The 23,760-nt window shown below is 47.9% G+C and carries 24 protein-coding genes and 1 pseudogene; 13 read left to right on the top strand and 12 right to left on the bottom strand.

The features are described 5' to 3' along the window. Nucleotides 1-7 precede the first annotated feature (7 nt). From nuoI to QZ147_RS01730, 8 genes are read left to right on the top strand one after another with little or no spacing between them, the layout of a single operon-like run. Nucleotides 8-685: an NADH-quinone oxidoreductase subunit NuoI gene (nuoI, locus tag QZ147_RS01765; RefSeq protein ID WP_295146439.1), complete on the top strand. Its 678-nt coding sequence runs from the start codon at nucleotides 8-10 to the stop codon at nucleotides 683-685. After that, nucleotides 675-1,388: a DNA alkylation repair protein gene (locus QZ147_RS01760; RefSeq protein WP_295146437.1), complete on the top strand. Its 714-nt coding sequence runs from the start codon at nucleotides 675-677 to the stop codon at nucleotides 1,386-1,388. The genes nuoI and QZ147_RS01760 overlap by 11 nt, the downstream gene beginning before the upstream one ends. Beyond that, nucleotides 1,373-1,909 (top strand): NADH-quinone oxidoreductase subunit J, encoded by a 537-nt coding sequence (locus QZ147_RS01755; RefSeq protein WP_295146435.1) that lies wholly within the window; start codon nucleotides 1,373-1,375, stop codon nucleotides 1,907-1,909. Before QZ147_RS01760 ends, QZ147_RS01755 begins: the two co-directional genes overlap by 16 nt. Beyond that, the gene (gene nuoK / locus QZ147_RS01750) at nucleotides 1,896-2,198 is read left to right on the top strand and encodes an NADH-quinone oxidoreductase subunit NuoK (RefSeq protein ID WP_295146433.1); all 303 of its coding nucleotides are present in this window, start codon (nucleotides 1,896-1,898) and stop codon (nucleotides 2,196-2,198) included. The genes QZ147_RS01755 and nuoK overlap by 14 nt, the downstream gene beginning before the upstream one ends. Nucleotide 2,199: 1 nt before the next feature. Next, entirely contained in the window at nucleotides 2,200-4,053 is a 1,854-nt protein-coding gene (gene nuoL, locus QZ147_RS01745; protein WP_295146431.1) for an NADH-quinone oxidoreductase subunit L, read from the top strand. Next, nucleotides 4,053-5,573 carry an NADH-quinone oxidoreductase subunit M gene (locus tag QZ147_RS01740; protein WP_295146429.1) on the top strand — a complete coding sequence of 507 codons (1,521 nt, stop codon included), beginning with the start codon at nucleotides 4,053-4,055 and terminating at the stop codon, nucleotides 5,571-5,573. The genes nuoL and QZ147_RS01740 overlap by 1 nt, the downstream gene beginning before the upstream one ends. Then, the gene (gene nuoN / locus QZ147_RS01735) at nucleotides 5,570-7,060 is read left to right on the top strand and encodes an NADH-quinone oxidoreductase subunit NuoN (protein WP_295146428.1); all 1,491 of its coding nucleotides are present in this window, start codon (nucleotides 5,570-5,572) and stop codon (nucleotides 7,058-7,060) included. Before QZ147_RS01740 ends, nuoN begins: the two co-directional genes overlap by 4 nt. Nucleotides 7,061-7,074: 14 nt before the next feature. After that, nucleotides 7,075-9,444 (top strand): hypothetical protein, encoded by a 2,370-nt coding sequence (locus QZ147_RS01730; protein ID WP_295146427.1) that lies wholly within the window; start codon nucleotides 7,075-7,077, stop codon nucleotides 9,442-9,444. An 83-nt stretch (nucleotides 9,445-9,527) separates the two neighbouring features. Here QZ147_RS01730 and QZ147_RS01725 read toward each other — a convergent pair whose 3' ends face one another. Continuing rightward, the gene (locus QZ147_RS01725; protein WP_295146426.1) at nucleotides 9,528-10,289 is read right to left on the bottom strand and encodes an SDR family NAD(P)-dependent oxidoreductase; all 762 of its coding nucleotides are present in this window, start codon (nucleotides 10,287-10,289) and stop codon (nucleotides 9,528-9,530) included. Continuing rightward, entirely contained in the window at nucleotides 10,286-11,206 is a 921-nt protein-coding gene (gene miaA, locus QZ147_RS01720; RefSeq protein ID WP_295146425.1) for a tRNA (adenosine(37)-N6)-dimethylallyltransferase MiaA, read from the bottom strand. Before miaA ends, QZ147_RS01725 begins: the two co-directional genes overlap by 4 nt. A 91-nt stretch (nucleotides 11,207-11,297) precedes the next feature. Between miaA and mqnP the strand changes: the two genes are divergently transcribed. From mqnP to QZ147_RS01705, 3 genes are read left to right on the top strand one after another with little or no spacing between them, the layout of a single operon-like run. Then, nucleotides 11,298-12,167: a menaquinone biosynthesis prenyltransferase MqnP gene (mqnP, locus tag QZ147_RS01715; RefSeq protein WP_295146423.1), complete on the top strand. Its 870-nt coding sequence runs from the start codon at nucleotides 11,298-11,300 to the stop codon at nucleotides 12,165-12,167. Next, entirely contained in the window at nucleotides 12,164-12,685 is a 522-nt protein-coding gene (locus QZ147_RS01710; RefSeq protein ID WP_295146421.1) for a hypothetical protein, read from the top strand. The genes mqnP and QZ147_RS01710 overlap by 4 nt, the downstream gene beginning before the upstream one ends. 18 nt (nucleotides 12,686-12,703) lie before the next feature. Next, on the top strand, nucleotides 12,704-13,213 hold the full coding sequence (locus tag QZ147_RS01705; protein ID WP_295146419.1) for a hypothetical protein: 510 nt from the start codon (nucleotides 12,704-12,706) through the stop codon (nucleotides 13,211-13,213). Nucleotides 13,214-13,314: 101 nt separating this feature from the next. Here QZ147_RS01705 and QZ147_RS01700 read toward each other — a convergent pair whose 3' ends face one another. Next, nucleotides 13,315-13,875: a Fe-S-containing hydro-lyase gene (locus QZ147_RS01700; protein WP_295146418.1), complete on the bottom strand. Its 561-nt coding sequence runs from the start codon at nucleotides 13,873-13,875 to the stop codon at nucleotides 13,315-13,317. 27 nt (nucleotides 13,876-13,902) lie between these two features. Next, the gene (locus tag QZ147_RS01695) at nucleotides 13,903-14,748 is read right to left on the bottom strand and encodes a fumarate hydratase (RefSeq protein ID WP_295146416.1); all 846 of its coding nucleotides are present in this window, start codon (nucleotides 14,746-14,748) and stop codon (nucleotides 13,903-13,905) included. Between the two features lie 213 nt (nucleotides 14,749-14,961). Between QZ147_RS01695 and dctP the strand changes: the two genes are divergently transcribed. Together dctP and QZ147_RS01685 are read left to right on the top strand one after the other, a co-directional pair. Beyond that, nucleotides 14,962-16,014 carry a TRAP transporter substrate-binding protein DctP gene (gene dctP / locus QZ147_RS01690; RefSeq protein WP_295146414.1) on the top strand — a complete coding sequence of 351 codons (1,053 nt, stop codon included), beginning with the start codon at nucleotides 14,962-14,964 and terminating at the stop codon, nucleotides 16,012-16,014. Nucleotides 16,015-16,077: 63 nt separating this feature from the next. After that, a complete protein-coding gene (locus QZ147_RS01685; RefSeq protein WP_295146413.1) occupies nucleotides 16,078-16,800 on the top strand; it encodes a class I SAM-dependent methyltransferase in 723 nt (240 codons plus the stop codon). Nucleotides 16,801-16,926: 126 nt separating this feature from the next. Here QZ147_RS01685 and QZ147_RS01680 read toward each other — a convergent pair whose 3' ends face one another. From QZ147_RS01680 to QZ147_RS01645, 8 genes and pseudogenes are all read right to left on the bottom strand, one after another. Next, nucleotides 16,927-17,130: a hypothetical protein gene (locus tag QZ147_RS01680; protein WP_295146411.1), complete on the bottom strand. Its 204-nt coding sequence runs from the start codon at nucleotides 17,128-17,130 to the stop codon at nucleotides 16,927-16,929. Nucleotides 17,131-17,362: 232 nt separating this feature from the next. Further along, nucleotides 17,363-17,488, bottom strand: a pseudogene (locus QZ147_RS01675) (NADPH quinone reductase MdaB); the annotation flags it as partial. Next, nucleotides 17,427-17,573, bottom strand: coding sequence for a hypothetical protein (locus QZ147_RS01670; RefSeq protein ID WP_295146456.1), 147 nt, complete (start codon nucleotides 17,571-17,573; stop codon nucleotides 17,427-17,429). The pseudogene QZ147_RS01675 and the gene QZ147_RS01670, both read right to left, overlap by 62 nt. Before the next feature lie 88 nt (nucleotides 17,574-17,661). Further along, nucleotides 17,662-19,392 (bottom strand): ATP-binding protein, encoded by a 1,731-nt coding sequence (locus tag QZ147_RS01665; protein ID WP_295146408.1) that lies wholly within the window; start codon nucleotides 19,390-19,392, stop codon nucleotides 17,662-17,664. After that, nucleotides 19,392-21,074 carry a fatty acid--CoA ligase gene (locus tag QZ147_RS01660; RefSeq protein WP_295146407.1) on the bottom strand — a complete coding sequence of 561 codons (1,683 nt, stop codon included), beginning with the start codon at nucleotides 21,072-21,074 and terminating at the stop codon, nucleotides 19,392-19,394. The genes QZ147_RS01665 and QZ147_RS01660 overlap by 1 nt, the downstream gene beginning before the upstream one ends. Nucleotides 21,075-21,083: 9 nt before the next feature. Continuing rightward, the gene (locus tag QZ147_RS01655; protein WP_295146405.1) at nucleotides 21,084-22,325 is read right to left on the bottom strand and encodes an outer membrane protein transport protein; all 1,242 of its coding nucleotides are present in this window, start codon (nucleotides 22,323-22,325) and stop codon (nucleotides 21,084-21,086) included. After that, a complete protein-coding gene (nfo, locus tag QZ147_RS01650; RefSeq protein WP_295146403.1) occupies nucleotides 22,319-23,173 on the bottom strand; it encodes a deoxyribonuclease IV in 855 nt (284 codons plus the stop codon). The genes QZ147_RS01655 and nfo overlap by 7 nt, the downstream gene beginning before the upstream one ends. Further along, on the bottom strand, nucleotides 23,170-23,649 hold the full coding sequence (locus QZ147_RS01645) for a hypothetical protein (protein WP_295146401.1): 480 nt from the start codon (nucleotides 23,647-23,649) through the stop codon (nucleotides 23,170-23,172). Before QZ147_RS01645 ends, nfo begins: the two co-directional genes overlap by 4 nt. Nucleotides 23,650-23,760 lie beyond the last annotated feature (111 nt).

Raw genomic sequence — 23,760 nt, 5'->3', positions numbered from 1 at the left:
AGAGAAAATGAGCGATGAAATTTTAAAAAACGAGCCTAAAAAAACGCGATTTTACGTGCGCCTAGACGAGCGCGTAGCGCCCGTAACCGGCGCGCGAAAATTTATGCGGTTTTGGGCGCGGGCGCTTAAAGGCGAGCTATTTACGGGACTTTTAGTCGTGCTTAAAGAGATGCTTTTCTCGCGGTCGCACACGCTAAAATACCCGATGCAAAAGCTAGAACTATCCCCGCGCCAGCGCGGCGTACATAGGCTAATGCGATTTATAGAAAGCCAGAACGAGCGTTGCATCGGCTGCGGGCTATGCGAGAAAATTTGCGTCAGCAACTGCATCGCGATGCAAACGGGCATAGACGAAGACGGGCGCAAAACGGTCGCAAACTACTCGATAAATCTAGGTCGCTGCGTGTATTGCGGATTTTGCGCGGACGTCTGCCCCGAGCTTGCCATCGTGCACGGCGGCGAATACGAGCTGGCAAGCGAGCAGCGCGCTTATTACGGCTTTAAGGACGATTTTTTAACGCCGCGCGAAAATTTAAGCTCGCAGGTAGAGTTTCCGGGTTACGGCAGCTTGCCCCAAGACGCGGATAGTCGCGTCAAAAAGACGCCGTGCGCGCAGGAAATAGAGTTTTTAAACGCTAAAAATCAAGGCGAAATTTCAAGCGACGAGGCAAAGAATGAAAAATAAAGCGCGCGAAAATTTACGAAATTTAGCCGACGAGAAATTTAAAATTTTCTCGCAAAGGCTGATTTTTCAGCCCGAAATTTTAGGCGTTAAAACGCCCGAGGTTAAAAAGCTGGCTAAAATTTTAGCTTTAAGCGCGCAAGAAATCTCCGCCTACGAGCCCTTTTACCACGAAGAATTTTTGCTAAAAGGATTTTTAATATTAAGCTTAAAGCAAGAGGAGTTAAAATTTAAGCTAGCCGCCGAATTTGTTAAAACTATGCCTAACTGGGCGGTCTGCGATCAATTTTGCGCGCTAAAATTTAAGGACGAAATTTTCGCGGTCCGCCTGCTAAATCAGTGCCTGTGCTCGAGCTTAGAATACGAAAAAAGGTTTTTTTACGTCTATTTTATGAAAATGCTCGCGGGATTTAGCATAGACGAGTTTTTTAAAATTTGCGAAAACGAAAAAGACGAAAGATATTACGTAAAAATGGCGGCGGCTTGGGCGATAGCGGAGATTTATCTAAAATTTCCCGCTAAAACGCTCGAATTTTTAAAAGGCGCGAAGCTAGATATTCGGACGAAAAACAAAGCTATCCAAAAAATTTGCGATAGCCGCCGCGTAAGCGAACGCGAAAAAGCGGAGCTTAAAACGCTAAAAATAAAAACAAAGGGCAAAGATGAAAATTTCGCAAAAAAGGACGCTAAATGTATGAAGCCGTAGCGTTTTACGTTTTTAGCGCGCTAAGTCTGGGCTGCTTTTGCGTAAGCGTATCTAGCCGCGACGTGCTGCACGCCATGAGCGCGCTTGCGGGCGGGACGATATTCGTCTCGGGGCTATTTTTCCTGCTGGGCGCGGAGTTTTTAGGCGCGGTGCAAATAATCGTCTACACGGGCGCGGTGATGGTGCTTTACGCGTTTTCGATGATGTTTTTCGACGTTAGTAAAAAGGTAAGCGACGCCAAATCAAAAGGCGCCGCGCGCCTAATCTACGCGCTTAGCGGCATCATAGCGCTGCTTTTGACGATAATTTTCGCGGCGCCTATTATCGGGCAAAATTTGCTAAGCGCACAGCATAGCGCGCAACCGCGACTAGGCAACGTTGAAGCGATCGGGCTTTTGCTATTTAGCAAATATCTGCTCGCGTTTGAAATGGTCGCCGTTATGCTTTTGGTAGCGACGGTCGCGGGCATCGTGCTGGCGCACAAAGATATGAATAAAGGAGCTAGCGGTGATAACGACTAATCATTATTTAATCGTAGCGGCGCTTATGTTTGCCGTCGGACTTTTCGGGATTATGAGGCGAAACAACCTAATAATGCTCTTTTTTTCAAGCGAAATTTTACTAAACGCGGCGAACGTAGCGCTCGCGGCGGCGTCGAAATTTACGGGCGATTTAACGGGACAAATAGCCGCGTTTTTCATTATCGCGGTGGCTGCTAGCGAGGTAGCGGTAGGGCTCGGGCTTTTGCTGCTTTGGTATAAAAAAACGGGCAGTATCGAGATTAGCTCGATGAGAAATATGAGGGGATGAGATGGCGCTATTTCTAATCTCTCTTTTCGCGCCGCTTCTTAGCGCGGCGATTGCGGGGGCGTTTTCGCACGCGAAAGCGAAAATCCCGCTAGGCGCGGTCTGCTCGGCGCTAATAATCGCGAGCGCGGCGGCGTCTTTTATGCAAGCGGCAGAAATTTTAGGCGGCGGCGAGCTAGCGTTTTTCTTAAAAGACTTCGTTAAGATAGGAAATTTAGACGTAAATTTTAGCTTTTTAATAGACCCCGTAAGCACGGCGATGACGTGCACGGTCACGCTGGTAGCGAGCGTCGTGCATATCTACTCGATCGGCTATATGGAGCGCGACGAGGGGTTTAACCGCTATTTTAGCTATCTGGGGCTATTCGTATTTTGTATGTTGTTTTTAGTTACGAGCGATAATTTCGTCGGGCTTTTTATAGGTTGGGAGGGCGTGGGGCTATGCTCTTGGCTTTTAATCGGCTTTTGGTATGAAAAATCTAGCGCGAACGCCGCGGCTAACGAGGCTTTCGTAATGAACCGCATAGCCGATTTAGGTATGCTTTTGGGACTATTTCTTCTTTTTTACGAAACGGGCTCGCTAAATTTTAAGGACGTTTTCGCCGCGGTTTCTAGCGGGCGCGTAGATCTTGCCGCCATTAGCGCCTGCGCGGCGCTTTTATTTATCGGCGCGATGGGTAAAAGCGCGCAGTTTCCGCTTCACACGTGGCTGGCAAACGCGATGGAAGGCCCTACGCCGGTCTCCGCGCTAATCCACGCCGCTACGATGGTAACCGCGGGCGTTTATCTAGTCGTGCGCGCCAATGAAATTTTCGCCCTTACGCCCGAGATTTCAGGCTTTATCGCGGCTCTGGGCGCATTCGTGGCCGTCTTTGCCGCATCCATCGCGCTCATACACCGCGATTTAAAAAAGATCATCGCCTACTCCACGCTCTCGCAGCTTGGGTATATGTTCGTAGCGGCGGGGCTTGGGGCTTATTGGATCGCGCTATTTCACCTAGTTACGCACGCCTTTTTCAAGTCGCTTTTATTTTTATGCGCGGGTAACGTAATGCACGCGATGCACGACGAGCTTAATATTAAAAAAATGGGCGGATTAGCTAAATTTATGCGTCCGACGGCGATTTTAACAGGAATCGGCTCGGTAGCGTTAGCGGGATTTTATCCGTTTGCGGGATTTTTCTCGAAGGATAAAATTTTAGAAGCGGCCTTCGCTCAGGGAAATTACGTCGTTTGGTTCGCGCTGCTCGCGGGCGCTTTGATGACGGCGTTTTACAGCTTCCGCTTAATAATGCTGGTATTTTTTACGCAGAGTAAATTCGCGCCCGATTTTCATCCGCACGAGGCTAAAAATTTTATGCTCGCCTCCCTAGCGCCGCTTGCGCTTTTAGCCGCGTTTGCGGGATTTTTGCAAGACGAGTTTGAAAATTTTACTACGAGGGTTTTGCCTAAATTTTCGGCCCATCTCTCGCATTTAGCCGAAATTTCGCTGATAATCTTAACGCTCGCTCTCGTTGCGATAAGCGCGGGTTTTGCAATCTGGGCGTATAAATTTAACAAATTTAGCCCGCGCGTAAGCGAGCTTAAAATTTATAAAATTCTAGCAAACAATTACTTTATCCCGCGATTTTACGAGCGGTTTATAATAGCAAACTACGCGCGAACCGCTAAATTTTGCCGCGCGATAGACGAAGCGATAATAGATCGCGGCGTAGACGGCGTCGCTGGGCTAATAAACGCCTTAGCAAACGTCGCTAATAAAACGCAAAGCGGCAATTTATCGTTGATGCTGCGCCTTATCGTGCTCGGGTTTGCGCTGCTGCTTAGTTTCGTATTTTTGCTGATCGGAGAATTTTAATGCTGACGCTAATTATATTTTTCCCCGCTATCGCCGCGATGCTCGGATTTTTACTAGACGAAAAAAGCGTAAAATTTTACGGCGTTAGCATAGCTTTTATAGAGCTTGCGCTTACGATAGCGGCGTGGGTACGCGCCGATTTTAGCGGCGGCGAGTTTGAAATGGCGGAGCGCTTCGCTCTTTTGCCGGCGCTTGGCATCAATTACGTCGTAGCAGCCGACGCTATTTCGCTATTTTTAGTCGTAATGAGCGCGTTTATGAGCCTTATCGCGCTTATCGCGCTTGAAATCAAGCAAAATTTAAAGCATCTAATAATTAGCGTGCTATTTTTGGAAATGACGATGATGGGCGTATTTTTAAGCCTCGACGTTATCGTATTTTACGCGTTTTGGGAGGCTAGCTTGCTGCCGATGCTTTACATTATCGGCGCGTGGGGCAGCGGAGAGAGGATTTACGCGGCGGTAAAATTTTTCATCTATACCTTTTTAGGCTCGGTTTTTATGCTAATAGGCATCGTAGCCGTGGCTTGGTGGCACTTTAAAACAACCGGCACGTGGAGCTTTTACCTGCTTGATTGGTATAATATAGGCATCGGCAAGGACGCGCAAATTTGGCTATTTATCGCGTTTGGCCTCGCTTTTGCGGTAAAGACGCCTTGCTTTCCGTTTCACACGTGGCTGCCCTACGCGCACGGGCAAGCGCCCACTATCGGCTCGGTGTTGCTTGCGGCGGTGCTGCTTAAAATGGGAACTTACGGCTTCGTGCGGTTTAGTTTGCCGCTATTTCCCGACGCTAGCGAGCAGCTTTATCCGCTCATGGCGATAATCGCCGCGATTATGGTGATTTACGCCGCGCTAGTCGCTTACGCGCAAGAAGATATGAAGCAAGTTATCGCTTACAGCTCGATCTCGCACATGGGCGTCGTGATTTTAGGCGTTTTTTCGCTAAATTTAATCGGCGTTAGCGGCGCGGTATTTTTAATGATTAGCCACGGCATCGTTAGCGGCGCGCTATTTTTATTAGTAGGCGTAATTTACGAACGCAGGCATACGAAGCTAATCGCGGAATTCGGCGGGCTTGCTAGCGTAATGCCTAAATACGCGCTAATTTTTGCGGTTACTACCGTGGGGGCTATCGGGCTTCCGCTAACTATCGGCTTCGTAGGCGAATTCGCGAGCCTAGCGGGGATGTTTATAACAAACGCGTGGTTTGCCTTTTTAGGCGGCATAGGCGTAATAGCGGGCGCGGTTTATATGCTTAGTCTTTACAGGCGCGTATTTTACGGGCGGCTCGAAAACGCTAAAAATAGAAATTTACCCGATTTAAATTATAAAGAGCTAGCCGCGCTCGTACCGCTTAGCGCGCTTATAATAACGCTTGGAATTTATCCGAATTTACTTTTAAAGCCGATCGAAATCAGCGTGCAAAAAAACGTAATAGAGCAGATGGCGACGCGCGCGGCGTCTAGGCAGACGAAAGATAAAATTTTAGAACTAAACGGCGGGGAGCGAGCGCGATGAACGAAATTTTAGAGCTAAATTTACGCGAGCTATCGCTCGCTTCCGTCGCGCCGATGCTGACGATGACGGCGTTTGGGCTATTTACGCTAATTGCCGGCGTGATTAAAAAAGATCTCTCTCGCGGCTTTTACACGATATTTTGCATTATCGCTATTTTGCTAAACGCTGGGCTGGTGCTTGATTTTCACGGGCTTAGCGAGAGCTTTTTTAATATGCTGTTAGTAGACGGCGTAAGCCTGCTTGCGATGACGATAATCTTGCTTGCTAGCGCGCTTTTTATCCCGTTGGCTCTGGGCGCGAAAGAGTATTTTGAATACAAAATCCACGAATATTACGCGCTATTTTTGTTTATGATCGCGGGTTTTGAGTTTATGGTAAGCTCGAATAATTTAATCGTAATTTTCATAGGTCTAGAAACCAGCTCGCTAGCACTTTATACGCTAATCGCGCTTCACAATAAGCCTAAAAGCGTCGAAGCCGCGCTTAAATATTTTACGATGGGCTGCGTATCGGCGGGCTTTTTCGCGTTCGGGATCGCGGCGTTTTATTTAATTAGCGGCTCGCTTGATATAGCCGTTATCGGCTCGGCGATTAAAGATTTTAATTTGCGGCAAAATTTAATCGCGCTAGCCGGATGCGTATTTATAGCTTCGGCTATCGGTTTTAAACTCTCGCTAATTCCTTTTCACACTTGGGTGCCCGACGTTTACGAAGGCTCGAATTCTCCGCTTGCGGGCTACATGTCGGTAGTACCCAAAGTCGCGGGATTTATCGTGGCTATGAGATTTTTCGAAATGCTTTCTAATTCGGGTATGAACTGGGTGAAAGACATGCTCTACGTGATCGCGGTAGCTACGATGAGTATCGCAAACGTAACCGCGCTCGTTCAGCGCGACGTAAAAAGAATGCTGGCTTACAGCTCCATAGCGCACGCGGGCGTCATACTTTGCGCGGTGGTAGCGGGCGATACGAATGCAAATACGGCGCTATTTTTTTATTGGATAATGTTCGCGTTTGCCAATTTAGGCGCGTTTGCGATGCTGTGGGTAGCGCGCTGCGACGACAAGGTCTGCTGGGACAGGCGTTTTAAGCATCCGTTTGAAAAATTCGCCGGTATAGTGAAAATTTTGCCTAGCTACGCCGTTATTATGGCGATTTTTATGATAGCGCTAGCGGGCATTCCGCCGTTTAGCGTATTTTGGGGCAAGATGTTCTTGCTGGCCGCGCTTATAAACTCGGGCTACGTAATCCTTAGCGTTATTATTATGATAAATTCCGCCGTGGCGATTTATTATTATTTAAAATTAGTCGTCTTTATGTTTTTAAAAGAACCCGTCGTGCAAGATAAAAGCCTTTATACCGCAAACGTTTCAAACGCGCTTCGCGTCATCGTAGGTATCGCCGTTTTGGGCGTTAGCGCGGCATTTTTATTCGCGCGGGACATTTTAGAGCGCTCGGCTTATTTCGTGCAAGCGGCGGGATTTTAGGCTATAATGTCGCGATGAGAAAATTTTTAGCGACTTTATTATTTCCGGTTTATATTTTCGCGTTTAGCATCAGCCTAAACAGCGGCGCGGAGTCGGGCAAGCCGTATAGCGTATTACAGCTGCGAGACGACGTAGATTTTGAATGCGTGGAGCAAATTTTAGCCTACGACAAAAAACGCTACGTCTGCATGATCGACGACGGCATACTGCCGCAAATTTCGGACACGATTTTACCGCTAGCAGATATTAAATACAAAAAACAAGACGGCAAGCTTTTTATCGTCGTTTTACCCAAAGCAAATTCGCGAATTTTAGCTATCAGGCATGAGCTTTACGACTCGCAAAACGTCTTTTCGCAAGGCGCTACGATCGGCAAGCATTTTAGCATTATAATAGACCCTAATTTAAGCGAATTCGATAAGCAAAAGCGCGGCGGTCTAAATTTCGCGCCCGATTTTAGCGATCTAATGCGCCCTACCGTCGGAGCGCTCGACCTTAATAAAGCTCCGATAGAGACGATGGATAGCAACGACATCGACCTTTATATGGATATTAAAAAAGCCTACGACGCGGGTGCTTTCCAAAACGCGCTAGATAGGTCTAAAACCGCGCTGGAACGCCATCCGCAAAGCTTATTCGCGAGCGAATTTTTACTTTACCGCCTACGCGCGCTGGATAAAATTTTCGAAAATCAAGACGAGATAGAAGGTATTACCCCAAGCGAACTAATCGAAGAGGCCAAAGCGTGGATGAAAAAATTCCCGACGGAAAGCAGCGCGCCGGAAGTGGGCTACATAATCGTAAAATCATACCTAAAAAACGGCATAGCAAGCGACGCGAAATATACGATAGATATGCTAAAAAGCGAGCACGAGGGCTCAAAATTTACCGAGCTAGCCCAGCTAGCCTACGCGGGCTACATTTATAAGAGCGGCCGACCAAAAGACGCCGTAGCGCTTTACGAAGACGTCCTTTACGGCACGAAGGACATCGACGTGGCCAGCCGCGCCGCGCTAGCGCTTGCAGACGCCAATATCGATAAGCAAAAATATAACGAAGCTAAAAATTTCGTCCTTAAAATTTTAAACGCAAATGAAAATTTCCTAGCCAAAGACGCCGCTCGCGCGATGAATTTAGCGGCCGTTTTTAGCGAAAGAGATATGCCCGACGTCGCGGCCAGAATTTATGAAATCATCGTAAATAACTCCGATAAACGCAGCGATTTTTACGAAGCCGCGCTTAAAAACGCGGGCGTAAATCTAGCTAAAACCAAAGAGATAAGCAAAGCGCACGAATATTTGCAGCGCTACCAAAACGAGTATAAATACGGCGATTACGCAGCAGAGGTGTCTACGGCGCTGGATAAATTATTTTTCGAGCTAAAAGAGAGCAATACCACGAAACTTCGCGCGCACTATCAAAGCCTAATGGAAAAATACGCAAACTCCGAAATCGGGCAAAAGGCGCTTATTAGCGAGCTCGAATTAGACGTAAAAGAGCGAAAATTTAAAGAGGCGCTTAGCTATACTAGCGCGGTCAAAGAGCAAAATTTAACGCGCGGCGTAGCGCTTTTAAACGAAGCGGCTTACGAGCTAGCGCTACAAGGTTTTAGAGACGACGACTGCGAATTAGTCGTAAATTTAATCGAGCATTACGACGTAAACCGTGCTCAACTGCCGCAATTTAAGCTTTTTAACTGCTATTTTCGCACGGCTAGATACCAAGACGCGCTAGCGCTTGCCAAAGCTCGCGCAAAAGAGGAAAATCTCGAAGACCGCGTAGAATGGCTCGTAAATTTAAGTAAAATTTTATACCGCCAAAAAGACTACGCAAACGCCGTAATCGCCGCAAACGACGCGCTCTCGCTAGGCGCGAACGTGGAGTATTCAGATCCCACGCCCGCGCTTTACGACCGCTTTTACTCGCTACTAAAACTGCGCCGTTTCGAGGAGGCTATCGCCACGCTTAGCGCGATCGAGCAGCTTCGTGGACAGGATTTTAAGATAATCGAATGCTACGAGGCGATTTGTGACTACGGCTTTGCAAATAGCGATTTCGCGACGGTCAGCACGTACGCCAAAAAGGCGCTGCAACTACAAACTCGCGCCAAAATAGACGTTTTTACGCCTAAGCTAAATTTTATGCTAGCTACAGCATTGCTTAAAATAGACGACGCGCCCGCCGCGCTAGACGAAGCTAAATTTATCTTAAATCTACGCCTAAAACCGGAAGATAGATTGCGAGTGCTGGGGCTAGCCGGCGAAATTTACGTGCGCTTAAAGCAGCCCAAAGAGGCGCAAAAATATCTTCAAGAGTGCATAGGGCTAAATTTCGTAAGTCCGTATAAAGCGGCGTGCGAGGCGCAGCTTAAAATGCTAAAATAGCCGCGCCGCGATCGCTTTTATTTATTTGGTAAAATATGCGACGATTTGAAAATTTAGGCGCGCCATCTTACGCCGATTTACTTTTACTTCTTAGCTCCGGCGAAGTTAAATTTCGGCCCTTCCAGCGTAAATTCAAAGCTATTTCTATCTACCACGCCGACGCAAAATTCGCTATCGTAAAGCCGCAGTAAAAACTCGGCCATTTGCTCCGCGCTGTGATAGCGCTTAAAACTCGCATCGTAGTCGTAATTAGCGTCTCCCGTAGCCCTCGCGCCGAACTCGGTGCGCGTAGCGGCGGGCGCCAGTACTTTTACGCGCAGCTTCGCGTTTTCGTCGGCGGCTAGCTCATGGTAAAGCCCTTCGCTTAGCGCGCTAACGTAAAATTTACTCGCGCAGTAGCTCACCGCGCGCGGTACAATGCTATAACCGCCGGCGGACGAGATATTTACGAGCGTAGCCTCCTCGCGCTTGTAGTCGCGCACGAAAAGGTGAGATAAAAGCGTAAGCGCGGTTACGTTTAAACTTATCATCCGCTGTAACTTTTGTAAATCCTCTTCGCCCGCCAGCCCGTAATCGCCGAAGCCCGCATTATTTACGAGCGCTTTTAAGCGGTAATCTTTAAGCTCGTCCCACAGCGCAAATACGTTTTGCGGCGCGGCTAAATCGCAAATTTTAAGCACAACCTCGCACTGCGGCGCGAACTCCGAAATTTCGGCTTTTAGCGCTTCTAACATCTCGCCTCGCCTAGCGACTAAGATCAAATTCTCCCCGCGCCTAGCAAACGCCCGCGCCGCCGCAGCTCCGATACCGCTGCTAGCTCCCGTAATTAAAATAAATTTCTTCATCGCTTTCCTTCGTTTAAAATTTCTTCTATCTTGCGCGAAATTTCCTCCGCGCCGCCGACCGCGATTTTTCTAAATTGCGAGCGGTTAAAGGTGCGCTGGCGCTTTGCAAGCTGCGCCGTATGCGTGGATATTAAATTTTCAAGCTCGCGCTCGCTTAAAATTTCGCCGCGTAAAAACTGCCCGCACTCTTTAAGCCCGATCGAATTTAAAGGCTTGCAAGGCGAAATTTTAGGCGCCGAAATTTCGCTAAAAATTTGACCGCCGTATTTTTCAAATAAAAATTTCGCCTCGTCTAGCAGCCCCGCTTGCAGCATATTTCGCGTGCGTAGCGCGATACGTTCGCGAAGCTCGCGCGTATCTAGTAAAATTTCAAAAATCGGCAAATTTTTTATTATGGGCGCAGCGGTATTTTTAGCGAGCCACTCGGAGGGTTTGGCGCCGCTAAACGCGTAAATCTGATACCATTTTTCAAGCCTGTAACTATCGCTCGGGCTAAATTTTTCCGCAAACTCGGGATCGATTTTTCGCGCTAGCTCGTAAATTTCGTCATTTCGCGGCGCGGCGCATTTAGGCACGTCAGGCGTCAGCCCCGAAAGCATCGCTTTTAGGTAAAATCCGCTTCCGCCTACGATAATTAGCGGGCGATCTAGGCGCTTGGCGAATTCTTTGGCGCGCTCGTAAATTTTAAAAAATAATCCCGCGCTAAACGGCTCGTTAGGATAAATTTCGTCTATTCCGAAATGCGGCGCAAGCTCGATTTCATCGGGGGTAGGCTTTGCGCTTGCGATATTTATCTCTTTATAAACGCTAAGCGAATCCAGGCTTAAAATCGCGGCGCTAAATTCTTGCGCGAGCCGAAGGGCAAGGGCGCTTTTGCCGCTCGCGGTGGTGCCTATAACGGCTAGCTCTTTAAACAAATTTCCTCCGATTCGGGCTTAAATAGGCGCGATTATAACGAATTTTAAAGCAAAAAAGGGTAAAATCGCCCAAAATTTAGATGAGAAAGACATGCAAAAATACGTTCAAATTTTAAAAAATATCGGCGAGCTAATTGTCTTTAAGCACTCCGTTTTCGCTTTGCCGTTTATCTTTACGGCGATGATTACGGCTAGCGCGCGGGTTAACGGCTCTACTTGGTTCGGCTTTAAATTACTGATTTTAGGCGCGATCTGCGCGGTATCGGCGCGAAATTTCGCGATGGCGTTTAACCGCTACGAAGACCGCGACATCGACGCGCTAAACCCCCGCACGGCGAGCCGCCCCAGCGTGGACGGACGCGTCGGGCGCGAAAATTTACGCCTTTTTATCTGGGCTAACGCCGTTATCTTCGTGCTTTGCGCGCTCGCGATAAATTCGCTGGCGTTTTGGTTAAGCTTCCCGATTTTAGGTATTTTAGCCGCCTATTCGCTGTTTAAGCGATTTAGTGAGACGGCACATTTGGTACTAGGGCTTTGTTTGGGCCTTGCGCCCATAGCGGGCGTAGTGGCGGTAGCGGGAGAGATCACGCTGTGGAGCGTGCTTTTGTGTCTTGGCGTAACGTTTTGGACGGCGGGATTTGATCTGCTTTATTCGCTGCAAGATATGGAGTTTGACCGCGAGCAGGGGCTTTTTAGCATTCCCGCGATTTACGGGCAAAAAGCTACGCTATTTTTATCGGCGATCTTTCACGCGCAAGCGGTAGTTTTTTGGGCGCTTTTCGCGTGGGCGGCGCAGCTGGGCGTAAGCGCGTTTTTAGGCGTTATCGTAAGCGCTTGCGTGCTTTTTCAAGAGCATAAAATCGTACGAAAAGATTTTAGCAAGATCGACCGCGCGTTTTTTACGCTAAACGGATATCTTGGCGTAATATTTTTTATTTTCGTTTGGATTAGCGCGCTATGAGCGAGATCCGCCTAGTCCCCGCGCCGCTTAATATCGACTTTGAGCTAGACGAGCTCGGAGACGAAAAATTTATGCGCGAGTACAATTCGATCTTGCCCGACGACGAAGATCCGCTGGGCGCGTGGCTAAAACGCGCGAAGGCTCGCGGCGAAACCAAAGAGAGCGATCAGGTGCTGCTGACGCTGCTAGTAGAGCTTCATAGAAAAATAGACGAGCTAAGTAACGTCGTAACGGGCGATCAAAAGAGCTATATTGCGCTGGCTCAAAGCGCGCAGATAGAGAGCATAGGATTTGAGCACGTTAGGCTAAGCGAGCCTAAATTCGAAGTCGGCAGGACGTATTACGCGAGAATTTTGATGCCGATATTTCCTAAGCGCTACGTAGCGACTTACCTAACCGCCCTAGACGCGCGCACGGGAAAAATAAAAGATATGCACGAAGAGGACGCGAGCGACTGGGCGTCCTACGTAACGGCGCGCGAACGCGTGATGATTAGGCGGATGCGCTCAAATTCATAATGCAGGCAAGGACGTAAAATGGAAATTTATTTATTAAGCGCCGTGTGCGCGGTTTTGGCGATCATTATCGCGCTAGTATTTATTAAAGACGGCGAGACGAATAGGAAATTTGCGAGATTCGAGCGGACGATCGAGGGGCTGATGCAAGAAAATTTTAGCCTAAAAAAGCAGCTTAGCGCGCTATCAAGCGATAAGCAAGATAACGCCGCTAACGATACGGACGCTCTAAAAGAGGAACTAAAAACTAAACTAGAAGCCGACCTCAACGAAAAAATTACGCCCATCGTAAAGGCGATAAAAAATATAGAACGCATCATCGACGAATTCGCCAGCGAGCATAAAAACCGCATAGACGCGCTCGAAGAGCGCACTCGCGCGATAGGCAAGATAACGCCCAACGCCGACGGCGAGAACGACCAAATAATAAGGATGTTTAACTCCGGAAAAAGCGTCGAACAAATCGCCAAAGACATGCGTTTGGGAGTAGGTAAAGTAGAGCTGGCGCTTAAAATGCACAGCCTAGTTTAAATTTCATCGGCTAGCGCACCGTAAATTTTGCGAATTTTCCGCGCGCCGCGCTTGCGAGAAGGGCTTGCGACCGCGAATTTAAAAGGGTCGCAAGCAAAATTTCAGATCTTTCTATAAGGCGCTTGGCCTACCTCGTAGAAGTTATTTCCTTCGCAATCTATCGCTACGATCGCGGGGAAATCCTCCACCGTTAGCCTCGCTACCGCTTCGGGGCCGAGCTCCGGATAGGCTAGAACTTCGTATTTTTTGATACTTTGGCTAATTAACGCTCCCGCGCCGCCGATAGCCACCATATAGACGCAACAGCTCTTTTTCATCGCTTCTACGACGGCGTCGCTACGGTAGCCCTTGCCGATCATGCCGTTGATGCCCACTTCGTTTATCATCGTAGGCGTGTATTTATCCATCCGTCCGCTAGTAGTAGGCCCCGCGGCGCCGATAGCTTGACCCGGTTTTGCCGGAGTCGGTCCTAGGTAGTAGATGGTCTCGCCGGCTAAATTTATGGGTAGCTTCTCGCCGCGAGCCAAAGTCTCGGTTAGCGCCTTGTGCGCAGCGTCGCGAGCCGCGATAATCGTGCCGCTAATTAGCACGTTATCCCCCGCTTTTAGACTTTTTACGACCTCTTTATCAAACGGAGCGGTTATTCTTTTTATCTCTGACATAATTTTTCCTTTAATTTTCTTTTAGATTTAAAGCTCGATATCGGCGTGGCGCGCTGCGTGGCAGTTGATATTTATCGCTACCGGAAGCCCCGCGATATGCGTAGGATACCACTCGACGTTTACTTTAACCGCGGTATTGTCGCCGCCTAGTCCTTGCGGACCGACGCCCGTTTTACACGCCATTTCTAGCAGTTCGTCTTCTAGCTTAGCGTATCTCTCGTCGGGATTTCTGCTATCGACGCTTCTTACCGCGGCTAGTTTGGCTAAAAGCGCCGCTTTATCCATAGTGCCGCCTATACCCACGCCTACTACCATAGGTGGGCACGCGTTAGGGCCGGCGTATTTTACGGCTTCTAAAAATACCTTTTTAACGCCCTCTATGCCGTCTGCGGGAACTAGCATTTTAAGCACCGATTTATTTTCGCTACCGAATCCCTTCGGCGCTACTTTGATTTTTAGCTTATCTCCCGGAACTATGCGAGTATTAATGACCGCGGGAGTGTTATTAGTCGTATTTTTACGCTCGAAAAGCGGCTCGGCGACGACCGATTTTCTTAGGTATCCGCCCACATAACCGTCGGCCACGCCCGCGTTTATCGCGTCTTCTATGTACCCGCCCTCGATATGCACGTCTTGTCCGATCTCGACGAATACGACCGTCATGCCCGTGTCTTGGCAGATCGGCGCTACGCCTTGCGCGGCCAAATCGGCGTTTTGTAAAATTTTACCGATTATGTCCTTGGCAAGCGGCGAACTCTCCGTGCTTTGCGCTTTCTTAAACGCCGCTCTCATATCGGGCGTCACTTGGTAACAGGCCTTTTTGCAAAGCTCGCTTACGGCTTTCGTGATTTCGTCTACGTGGATTACTCTCATTTTTTCCTCCTAAAATTTGGTTCGGCGAATTCTACAACTTTAAAACAAAATATAAGCTAAAATTTTTATATAACTTTAATAATTACGCCGTCTTATTTACTAAATTTTTACTTTTTTACACGGGGGGCGCAAAATTTACGCCCGAATTCGAGCTTTAAATCAAAATTTTAAATAAAATTCGTATAATCTCTAAAATCTTTTTAAAGGGCGAAAATGAGAAAACTCGTAGCGGCGCTTCTTGCGCTAATCGCGGCTACGTCGGCATTTGCGGCTGAAAAATATAAACTAAAATTAGCCTCTACTTACGAAACCAACGTTCCTATTTTAGGCGACGTACCTAGAAAATTTAAAGATGCGGTAGAAACCATGAGCGGCGGCCGCATCGAGGTTCGCATCGACTATCCTTCAAAACACAAAGCGCAGTTCGCCGTGCTTGATATGGTAAAAAGCGGGCAATACGACGTCGGCTACACCGCGGGCTATTTTTACAAAGGCAAAGACGCCAAGCTTATGCTATTTACGACCGTGCCTTTCGGGATGAATACCGCCGAGCAGCACGCCTGGTACTACTACGGCGGCGGCAAGCAGCTAGCCGAGCGCACTTACGCCGCTCACAATATCGTATCGTTTAACGGCGGAAATTTAGGTGCGCAAATGGGCGGCTGGTTTAAAAAAGAGATTAAAACCGTCGAGGACTTAAAAGGCGTTAAGCTGCGCATGGTAGGGCTCGGCGGCGAGATAATGGCAAAAGTGGGCGCAAATATAAACACTGTGCCTATCGGCGAGCTTTACATGGCGCTTGAAATGAATACCATAGACGCCGTCGAGTGGGTATCGCCCGTGATAGACATAAATTTCGGCTTTGAAAAGGTCGCGAAATTTTACTATACGGGCTGGCAAGAGCCCGCGAGCGAGAATGAATTTTACGTGAATAAAAAGCTCTTCGACGCTATGCCAAAAGAGCTGCAAACCATCATCGAAACCGCCGCCAGAGCCGTGGCCGCAGACGCTTACGACGAGGCGTATTATAAAAATGCCGTAACGCTAGAAAACATAGAAAAAGAGCATCCGGACGTACAGATCAAATCCTTCCCGCCCGAAATCATCGCGGCGCTTCGCAAGGCTACGGACGAAATTTTAGACGAGCTAAGCGCGAAAGATCCGCAGTTTAAAGAAATTTTAGATTCGCAGCGAAATTTTATGAAAATCGGCCGCAAATGGACGGAAATTTCAGACTACGCTTACATTAAAAACTCTCAGCGATGACTTAAAATTTTAGGCGTTCGCGCGCCTAAAATTTATCTTTAAAAGCCCCAAAGAAAGGTATCCGTGCGTAATTTATGGGATAAAAAATCAAACAAATATCAGCGCTTTGCGGGACAAACGAGCGAATTTCAGAAGCGAATTTTATCAGAGCTGGCGACGCTCGGCGTAAGCTTTAAAGGCAAAAGCGTAGTCGATATCGGCTGCGGAACCGGCGTTTGGACGCTATTAATCGCCAAAGAAGCGGCGCGGGTCGCGGGCGTGGATAACTCGGGCGGGATGCTTGAAATTTTACGCAAAGACGCGCGAAAATTCGGTATTTCAAACGTAGAAACGATAGAGAAAAGCTGGGACGAGTTTAAGACGGACGAGGTCTTTGACGTAGCGATTACTACGATGAGTCCCGCGCTAAGGGACGAGCGAGATTTCGAGCGTTTTAGCGCGCTTGGGCGGCTTAAAATTTACCTCGGCTGGGCGGCGCCTAGAACGAGCGATTTATTAGAGCCGTTTTTTGAAAGATACGGCAGGAAAACGGCGAATTTTATGCTTTCTAGTAAGCTTGAAGCGTGGCTTAAGGCGCGCGGCGTAAAATTTAGCAAGAAAAATTTTAGCGAAACCAGAGTCGTTAAGCGAGACGCCGCAGAAGCGCTGGAAAACGTCTGCTGGCACCTTGACATAAACGCGCTAAAATACGACGTCAAAGACGTAGAGGCAATGCTCGCGCCCTTTTGCGAAGAGGGCTTCGTAAACGAGACGATAAACTCGCAGATGACGTTATTTACGTTTTAAATTTTTAAAATTTAAGGGCGAATTTAAGCTCTGCAAGAGCGGCGATAAATCGCCTATAAAGCGCAAGCTAAAAGGCGAGAAAATATTATTATGCTGGCGTTTTCTTGCGGATACGTCGTTTGCTATTTACTCCCAAATTCCCGTTTTCTCTTTCTTGATTTTCGCCGTCATGTCTTCGTTCCCAGAGTTTTCGCTAATCCAAATCCACTCTTTGATATTTTTTGTTAGCCATTCGTTCTCTACTGCGTATTTACAAACAAATAAAGCTACGTTTGCCAAATCTTTTTCATCGCCTTTTGCGTGAAAAGTATTTTTATCAACCCTAATCAAATTGCACCGCTCGGCAAGCTTGTCTAAATACTCGCAAATTACGTCTAGCTTATACTTTTTCTATCGTAAAACCTTCTCTTCGTCTATCACGATTTTCGTACCTAGTAGCGGATAGGCCATATTTTTCCTTTTCATTTTGATTAAATTCGCCGTTTGCCCCGAGCCGAATTTAGAAGCAAAGGCGGTTAAATTTGGCTTCGCAAAAAGCGGGCTAGGCGCTAGCCCGCCGCAATCAGCCGAAAATCTCTTTTAGATGCGCTTCGTAATCTCTCATAAAACGCTCTACATCAGGGTTTTTAACGACGTCGTTGCATATAAAAGTAGGCAGCCTTTTCGTGCCCTAGGGCTTGTAGCGTTTTTTTGGCTAGCTCGTGCAGCGTCTTGCTTAGCTTGCCGCCCTCTCCGTTAAAAGGCTCTCCGCCGTTAATCAGTAATATTTTCATCTCTTTTAGTTAAATTTGAACGGTAGTATAGCAAGACCTGTTTAAATTTACCCGCCGCCTCGCGTAAGCGCAAAATTCCCCGCAAAATTTACGAGCCGAAACCGACCTTTTTATCCTCGCCGAACGCCGAGCTAATCTCTCTTTCGATCGTCGTTTTGAAGTCTTCAAAAGTAAAAATTCCGTCGTCTCTGACGGCTACTTTTAGCGCGGTATTTTTTAGCGCAAGCACGATTTGAGCGCCGCTTAGATTAAACTCGGCTAGGCGCGCGACGTCGAAATTTTCTTCAAAGCTCGCGTTTTCGGGCAGTACTTTGCGCCAGATAGCCAGCCGCTGCTTAAAATCGGGTTTTTTAAACTCGATTTTATAATCAAACCTCCGCGAAAACGCGGCGTCTAGGCTTTGTAAAAAATTCGTCGTCGCTATCAGCACGCCTTCAAACCGCTCGATCTGCTCTAAAAAAATATTTTGCATTTGGTTATGCATCTTATCCGCGCCCGAGCTGCTATCTATACGCGTGCTTAAAAACTGATCGGCTTCGTTTAAAAGCAGCACGGGTTCTGATTTGCTTTTGGCGCAAATTTCTTTGTAGGTGTCGAAAATTTTACGCACGTTTTGCTCGCTTTCGCCTACGTATTTGCTTAAAATTTTTGAGCAATCAAAGCTTAAAATCTGCTTTTTTAGGCTCTTTGCAAGCCCTATCGCGCTCATCGTTTTACCGGTTCCGGGCTCGCCGTAAAAGATAATCTTGGCGTCCAGCGCGCGCCTAGTTTTAATCCCCCAGCTTGAAAGGCGCGCTAGCACGCGCTTATCTACCTGCTTTAAAATAGCCTCCATCAGCTCGCGCGTCTTATCGCTTAAAACCACGTCGTCAAGGCTCGAAGATGGCTCTATAAGCTCGAAAATTTCTTGATCTTTTACTAGGCTTTCAAGACGCAGTTTTTTACTCTCTTTGGCGCTTTTAGGATGCATTATGGACTGTAAAATTTCCTCGTTGATAAAAAAATTTCGGCTCACGGCGCCAAAAGCGTTTAATACCTCGTCGTAATCGATCAGCGCGTTTTCTATAAGCTTAGCGCCGTCTTCTAGCAGCGAGCGGTTTTTCATACGCTCTAACTCGTCGTCGCTAACTAGCCCGATTAGCGCGTTTAGATCGCGTCCGTTTTCAAAATCGCCCGCGTATTCCTCTTTTAAAAGCGCGAGAAAAATGAGCTGCTCTTTGTCGTTTAGCGCGTTATCCTTAAAAATTTGCTCGATAGAAATCGAAATTTTACTTAAATTTACGCGCTCTTTAATGCGCTCTTCAAGGGCTAAAATTTGAGCCTTTACGCGCTTTTTGGCGTCGTTTTCGCTCGCAAAGAGCGCCGCTTTGCCGTAAAGCTCGATTCGCAAAAACTGATCTTTTAGGTATTCAAGATGATCGTTATACGGCGCGATCTCGGGCAGATCGATATTTACGTTGCCCTCTTCTAAAATTTTTAAAAACTGCTGCGAGAGCGAAATTTCTGCGTGTAAAAGCGAGAGCAGCCCCGTCTGCGCGCTTTTTGGGCTACTTTCGTTAGCCTTAAAAATATTATAATTTTGCATTATCCAGCCGTAATCAAGCAGCGTCCTAACTTGCGCTAAATGCGCTAAATGCGCGTTATCTTTAACGCCGAACACCGCGCAGAGCATATCGTAGACGCTAATGCTAGCCGTGCCCTCGACGTAAATTTTGCTTAAATAACGTAAAATTTTCGCCTCGTCCTCGCCGCATTTAATCAGCGCGTAAATTTTACTCTCGCAAACCGGAGAGCTTAAAAAATCAAGCAAATATCGCACTAAATTTTATCCTTTATCTGTTCTTTTAGCACGCGTTTTAGCACCTTGCCCGTGGCGTTTCGCGGCAATTTTTCGGCAAAATATACGCTTTTTGGAACTTTATAATTAGCCAAATGCTTCTTTAAATACTCGCGCACTTGCCGCTCGTCTAGCGTCGCGTCCTCTTTTAGCTCGATAAACGCCGCTACCTCCTCGTCGGCGTGCTCGTTTTTCACGCCCACGACCGCGCAGGCCTCAACGCCGTCGATCTTATAAATTAGCTCCTCGATCTCGCGTGGATATACGTTTATGCCTTTTGAGATGATGAGATCTTTTTTGCGATCCACGATGTAGATAAAGCCGTCCTCGTCTACCTTGCCCAGATCGCCCGTTTTTAGCCAGCCGTTAATAATCGTTTCATCAGTCGCGCTAGGCAGCCCCAGATAGCCTTGCATCACGCAATCGCCCCTTACGATTAGCTCGCCGATCTGCCCTACGGGCACTTCTACCGTCTCGTCGTCTACGATTTTAACCTCGTATCCTTGCAAAGGCTTTCCGACGCTTAAAATTTTCTGTTTTTCAAAAAGATTCGCCGATACTATCGGCGAGCATTCGCTAAGCCCGTAGCCCTCTACCAGCGTCGCGCGCGGAAATTTTACCTTAAAATCCTCGATCGTTTGCTTCGCTAGCGGCGCGGCTCCACAGATAAACAGGCGAATGGTGTTAAACCAGCGAAAATACCAAGGAATTTTGGCCTTACCGATAGCCGCGTAAATAGCGGGAATTCCCAAAAATATCGTTACTCGCCTTAAAAGCGCCTGTTTTAGCACGTTTGAAAACGGAAATACCGAGCGCACCAGCACCGCCGAGCTCTCGCCGTAAATAGGCAGCAGCACCATAGCCGTAAGAGTAAAGCTATGAAACATCGGCAAAAACACGATAAATCGGTCGGTCGGTCGCACCTTAAACCTCTCGTGCGCGCCTTGTAAATTAGAAAAGACGTTTTTATAGCTTATCATAGCGCCTTTTGGCCTGCCCGTCGTGCCCGAAGTGTAAATAACGTGAGCTAGATCGTCTATGCTCGGCGCGCCTTGGTCGCTTTGCGCCGTAAATTTCGCCCTATCTTGCGAGCCTTCGCCTATTTCTAGCGCCTCTTCAAAGCTAACGTGCTTTTTGGACGCGTTAAATTTAGGCTCCTGCGGCAGCTCCTGCTCGCGTGCTGCGTCTAAATACGCGCTCTCGCCCATATCCTCGTATTCGCTAGGCATTTTCTCGTTTAGGCTTTTTAACGCGCTAGGAACGCCGCCGATCCAGATAAAATTTTGCAAATTCGCGCCTTCGTTTAGCCCGATTAATTCGCGCGAAAGCTCGCTTGAAGCTACTAAAATTTTAGCCCCGCAGTCGTTTAAGATATAGCTAAATTCGTCGAATTTTAAGAAGGTATTTAAAGGCACGGTGACCGCGCCGATAGAGGTGATACCGAAGTAGCTTACGACGAATTCAGAGCAGTTTGCGGCGATCATAGCGACCCTGTCGCCCGCTTTTACGCCCGCACTTCGTAAATAGGCGCTAAATTTTCGCGACCTAGCTAAAAGCTCGCCGTATTTTAGCTTGCTGCTGCCGTCAAATATCGCGGTAGCGCTCGCGCGCTTAGCGGCTACGGCCTCTAACATTTCCTTAAAATTTCGGTATTTATACTGCATTTTTTCGCCTTAAAATTTATATTTTATAGTAGCCGCCGTAATCGTAATGCGCGCTCTGCCGACCTCGCCGTCTATCCCCGCGCCGGCAGGCGGAGCTTTGATGCCTGAAACCGATTTTTTAGAGCGGTCTTGACACATAAAGCCAAGACCTAGCTCCAATTGATCGCTAAATTTATAATTTAAACCCGCCGAATACGCGCGCGAGTTAGTATTGGGAAGTTCAAGGCCCGTGTTCTGCGGACTTGAAATATCCTCGTCGTAAACGAACCCCGCCATTAGCCTTAGGCGCTGCGTCGCGTCGTAGGCAAGCCCTACGCGGTAGGAATTCGTATCCTTGTGAGCGCGGCTAACCGGATCGTCCATTAGTCTTCTAAATATCGCGCCGGAAAGCCCGCTTCTATGGCTTGCTCGTTTATTTTTATAGCCGAAGTCGTAGCCCGTAAATTTCGACCAATAGGTGCGCTCGTAGGCTAGCAAAATCGTAAAATCCGAAATTTTATACCCGGCCGCGAGTACCAGCTGCGCGGGTAAAGGTATCGTAACGTCCGCGCCGCCGCTATACGAAGCGCCCGGCACGGGGCTATTAAATTCTGCGTCGCCGTCTAAATTTAGATCGACCTTCGAGCGGTAAGTCGCGGCTAGGCTAAAATTTTCTACCGGACGGTAAGTCGCCGCGACGTTGTAGCCGTAGTCCAGCCCGTCGCCTTTGATCTCGCGGTATCCAAGCGCGCCGTAGTCGTTTGCCACCACACCCTTGCTATATACCGCGCGAGCGCCCAAAGCTACGGCTAATTGCGGCGTTATGCGGTAAGCTACCGTCGGGTTAAGCTCGACTACTTGCAGCTTGAAGCGCTTGGCGCCGAACGCCGTAACGGGGTCCTCCCACGCCATCCCGACGGCGGCAGGAACGGCCAGAGCTAGTCCGAAGCGCCAATTTTCGTAAATTTCGGGCGATACGTAACTAAACGTGCCCGCGGCGGAGTCGAATTTTTTAGACGCGTAAGCGCGTCCGTTTGCCTTAAAATCGGCCTTGTCGATATGAAACCAGCCCAGCGTGCCCTCGAAAATATGCCCTTCGCCTAAAAACATCATATTCGCCGGGTTAAAATACGCCGCGTCCGCGCCGAAGCTAACCGCCACGTTACTGGCTAAAAGCCCCAAAGAATCCGAACTTTGCTCGGGGATCTTATACCCGCCCGCATAGAGCGCGCAGCAAGCGCCGGCGGCTAAAATCGCAACTTTTTTTAGCATCGTTTTTCCTTTTGCAAATTTCTTAAAATTTTAATCTCGTCCGCCCAAATACCCTCGTCAATCGTCTCTAAGATAAGCGGAATTTCGCCGATGCGCTCGTCGTTTATTATGTTTTTAAAAGCGTCTATTCCAAGACGTCCCTTGCCTAAGCTTTCGTGGCGGTCTTTTCGAGAGTTAATACCGAATTTAGAGTCGTTTAAATGCATCGCGCTTAAAAATTCATAGCCCACGATAGCGTCGAAATCTCGCATCGTTTTAGCGTAGGCTTCGCCGCTCCTTAGATCGTATCCCGCCGCAAAAGTATGACAGGTATCTAGGCAAACGCCTACGCGGCCGCGATCGTTTACCTTGTCTATTAAGTGCGCTAAATGCTCGAATTTATAGCCCAAATTCGAGCCTTGCCCAGCGGTATTTTCTATGACTAGCTTTACGTCTCGCGTACGCCTAATCGCCTCGTTCATGCACTCCGCAATCAAATTTAGGCACTCGGTCTCGCTAATTTCGTTTAAGTGCGATCCGGGATGGAAATTTAGCAGTTTAAGCCCGAGCCGCTCTACGCGCGAAATTTCGTCCAAAAAGGCGTTAAAAGACTGCTCGCGCTTGGCGTCGTCGGGGTGTCCTAAATTTATTAAATAGCTATCGTGAGGCAAGACGTGCTCGGGAAGAATTTTCGCGGCGGATAAATTTTGCTTAAAAGCCTCTACCGCGGCGTCTTCGAGCGGTTTGGCGCTCCATTGGCGCTGATTTTTAACGAATAGCGCAAATGCGTTCGCGCCGATATTTTGTGCGTTTAAAGGCGCATTTTGCACGCCGCCCGCAGCGCTTACGTGAGCTCCGATAAATCTCATCTCAACTCTTTAAGTATGACTTTGATGCGGTTTTTGGCGTCGCTAAATTTCGCGTCGCCCCCGCAGACCTCGTATTTTATTAAATTTGCGCTTATATTTTGTTCAAAACCGCACGCTGTTTTGCTCAGTCCCGCGCCGTTAAAAATTTCCCGCCCCTGCAAAATATCGCTTAAAATTTCGTCGTAATGCTCGGCTAGGAAAAATTTTTTATTGAACTCGCTAGGCGCGAAGCAGCCGCGATTTACGCAAATTTGACCGCTTATTTTGATATTGGCAGTATTTAGTCCGGAGCTGTAAATTTGCAAATTAAGCCCCTTTTTATAAACGTGCAAAAACCCGACGTCGTTAATCTTCATCATCGGAGATAAAATCGTAACTTGCACCGTCTTAGACGACGTAGGCGGAGTATTCGCGCAGCCTAAAATCAATGCCGCCGCGCCTATTAAAAACGTAAATTTTGAAATTTCGCTTCTCATATCGTTCCTTTTTATATTACTTTAAGCAAAGCTAGTTTATAATCCCGCTTTCAAACCGAGGCGGCCCCTTCGTCTAGCGGTTAGGACATCGCCCTTTCACGGCGGTAACAC

Source organism: uncultured Campylobacter sp., assembly GCF_905371695.1.
Classification (GTDB): domain Bacteria; phylum Campylobacterota; class Campylobacteria; order Campylobacterales; family Campylobacteraceae; genus Campylobacter_A.
The sequence above is the reverse complement of the archived record's forward strand: the minus strand, read 5'-3'. Positions and strand labels throughout refer to the sequence as shown.

What these genes read in the sequence shown, in the direction of transcription:
- QZ147_RS01670 (WP_295146456.1), bottom strand. Translation starts at nt 17,573, where the DNA reads ATGAAAATATTACTGATTAACGGCGGAGAGCCTTTTAACGGAGAGGGC.
- QZ147_RS01760 (WP_295146437.1), top strand. Translation starts at nt 675, where the DNA reads ATGAAAAATAAAGCGCGCGAAAATTTACGAAATTTAGCCGACGAGAAA.
- QZ147_RS01725 (WP_295146426.1), bottom strand. Translation starts at nt 10,289, where the DNA reads ATGAAGAAATTTATTTTAATTACGGGAGCTAGCAGCGGTATCGGAGCT.
- mqnP (WP_295146423.1), top strand. Translation starts at nt 11,298, where the DNA reads ATGCAAAAATACGTTCAAATTTTAAAAAATATCGGCGAGCTAATTGTC.
- dctP (WP_295146414.1), top strand. Translation starts at nt 14,962, where the DNA reads ATGAGAAAACTCGTAGCGGCGCTTCTTGCGCTAATCGCGGCTACGTCG.
- QZ147_RS01755 (WP_295146435.1), top strand. Translation starts at nt 1,373, where the DNA reads ATGTATGAAGCCGTAGCGTTTTACGTTTTTAGCGCGCTAAGTCTGGGC.
- nuoI (WP_295146439.1), top strand. Translation starts at nt 8, where the DNA reads ATGAGCGATGAAATTTTAAAAAACGAGCCTAAAAAAACGCGATTTTAC.
- QZ147_RS01710 (WP_295146421.1), top strand. Translation starts at nt 12,164, where the DNA reads ATGAGCGAGATCCGCCTAGTCCCCGCGCCGCTTAATATCGACTTTGAG.
- QZ147_RS01695 (WP_295146416.1), bottom strand. Translation starts at nt 14,748, where the DNA reads ATGAGAGTAATCCACGTAGACGAAATCACGAAAGCCGTAAGCGAGCTT.
- QZ147_RS01700 (WP_295146418.1), bottom strand. Translation starts at nt 13,875, where the DNA reads ATGTCAGAGATAAAAAGAATAACCGCTCCGTTTGATAAAGAGGTCGTA.
- nfo (WP_295146403.1), bottom strand. Translation starts at nt 23,173, where the DNA reads ATGAGATTTATCGGAGCTCACGTAAGCGCTGCGGGCGGCGTGCAAAAT.
- QZ147_RS01705 (WP_295146419.1), top strand. Translation starts at nt 12,704, where the DNA reads ATGGAAATTTATTTATTAAGCGCCGTGTGCGCGGTTTTGGCGATCATT.
- QZ147_RS01730 (WP_295146427.1), top strand. Translation starts at nt 7,075, where the DNA reads ATGAGAAAATTTTTAGCGACTTTATTATTTCCGGTTTATATTTTCGCG.
- QZ147_RS01655 (WP_295146405.1), bottom strand. Translation starts at nt 22,325, where the DNA reads ATGCTAAAAAAAGTTGCGATTTTAGCCGCCGGCGCTTGCTGCGCGCTC.
- QZ147_RS01645 (WP_295146401.1), bottom strand. Translation starts at nt 23,649, where the DNA reads ATGAGAAGCGAAATTTCAAAATTTACGTTTTTAATAGGCGCGGCGGCA.
- nuoL (WP_295146431.1), top strand. Translation starts at nt 2,200, where the DNA reads ATGGCGCTATTTCTAATCTCTCTTTTCGCGCCGCTTCTTAGCGCGGCG.
- QZ147_RS01660 (WP_295146407.1), bottom strand. Translation starts at nt 21,074, where the DNA reads ATGCAGTATAAATACCGAAATTTTAAGGAAATGTTAGAGGCCGTAGCC.
- nuoN (WP_295146428.1), top strand. Translation starts at nt 5,570, where the DNA reads ATGAACGAAATTTTAGAGCTAAATTTACGCGAGCTATCGCTCGCTTCC.
- QZ147_RS01740 (WP_295146429.1), top strand. Translation starts at nt 4,053, where the DNA reads ATGCTGACGCTAATTATATTTTTCCCCGCTATCGCCGCGATGCTCGGA.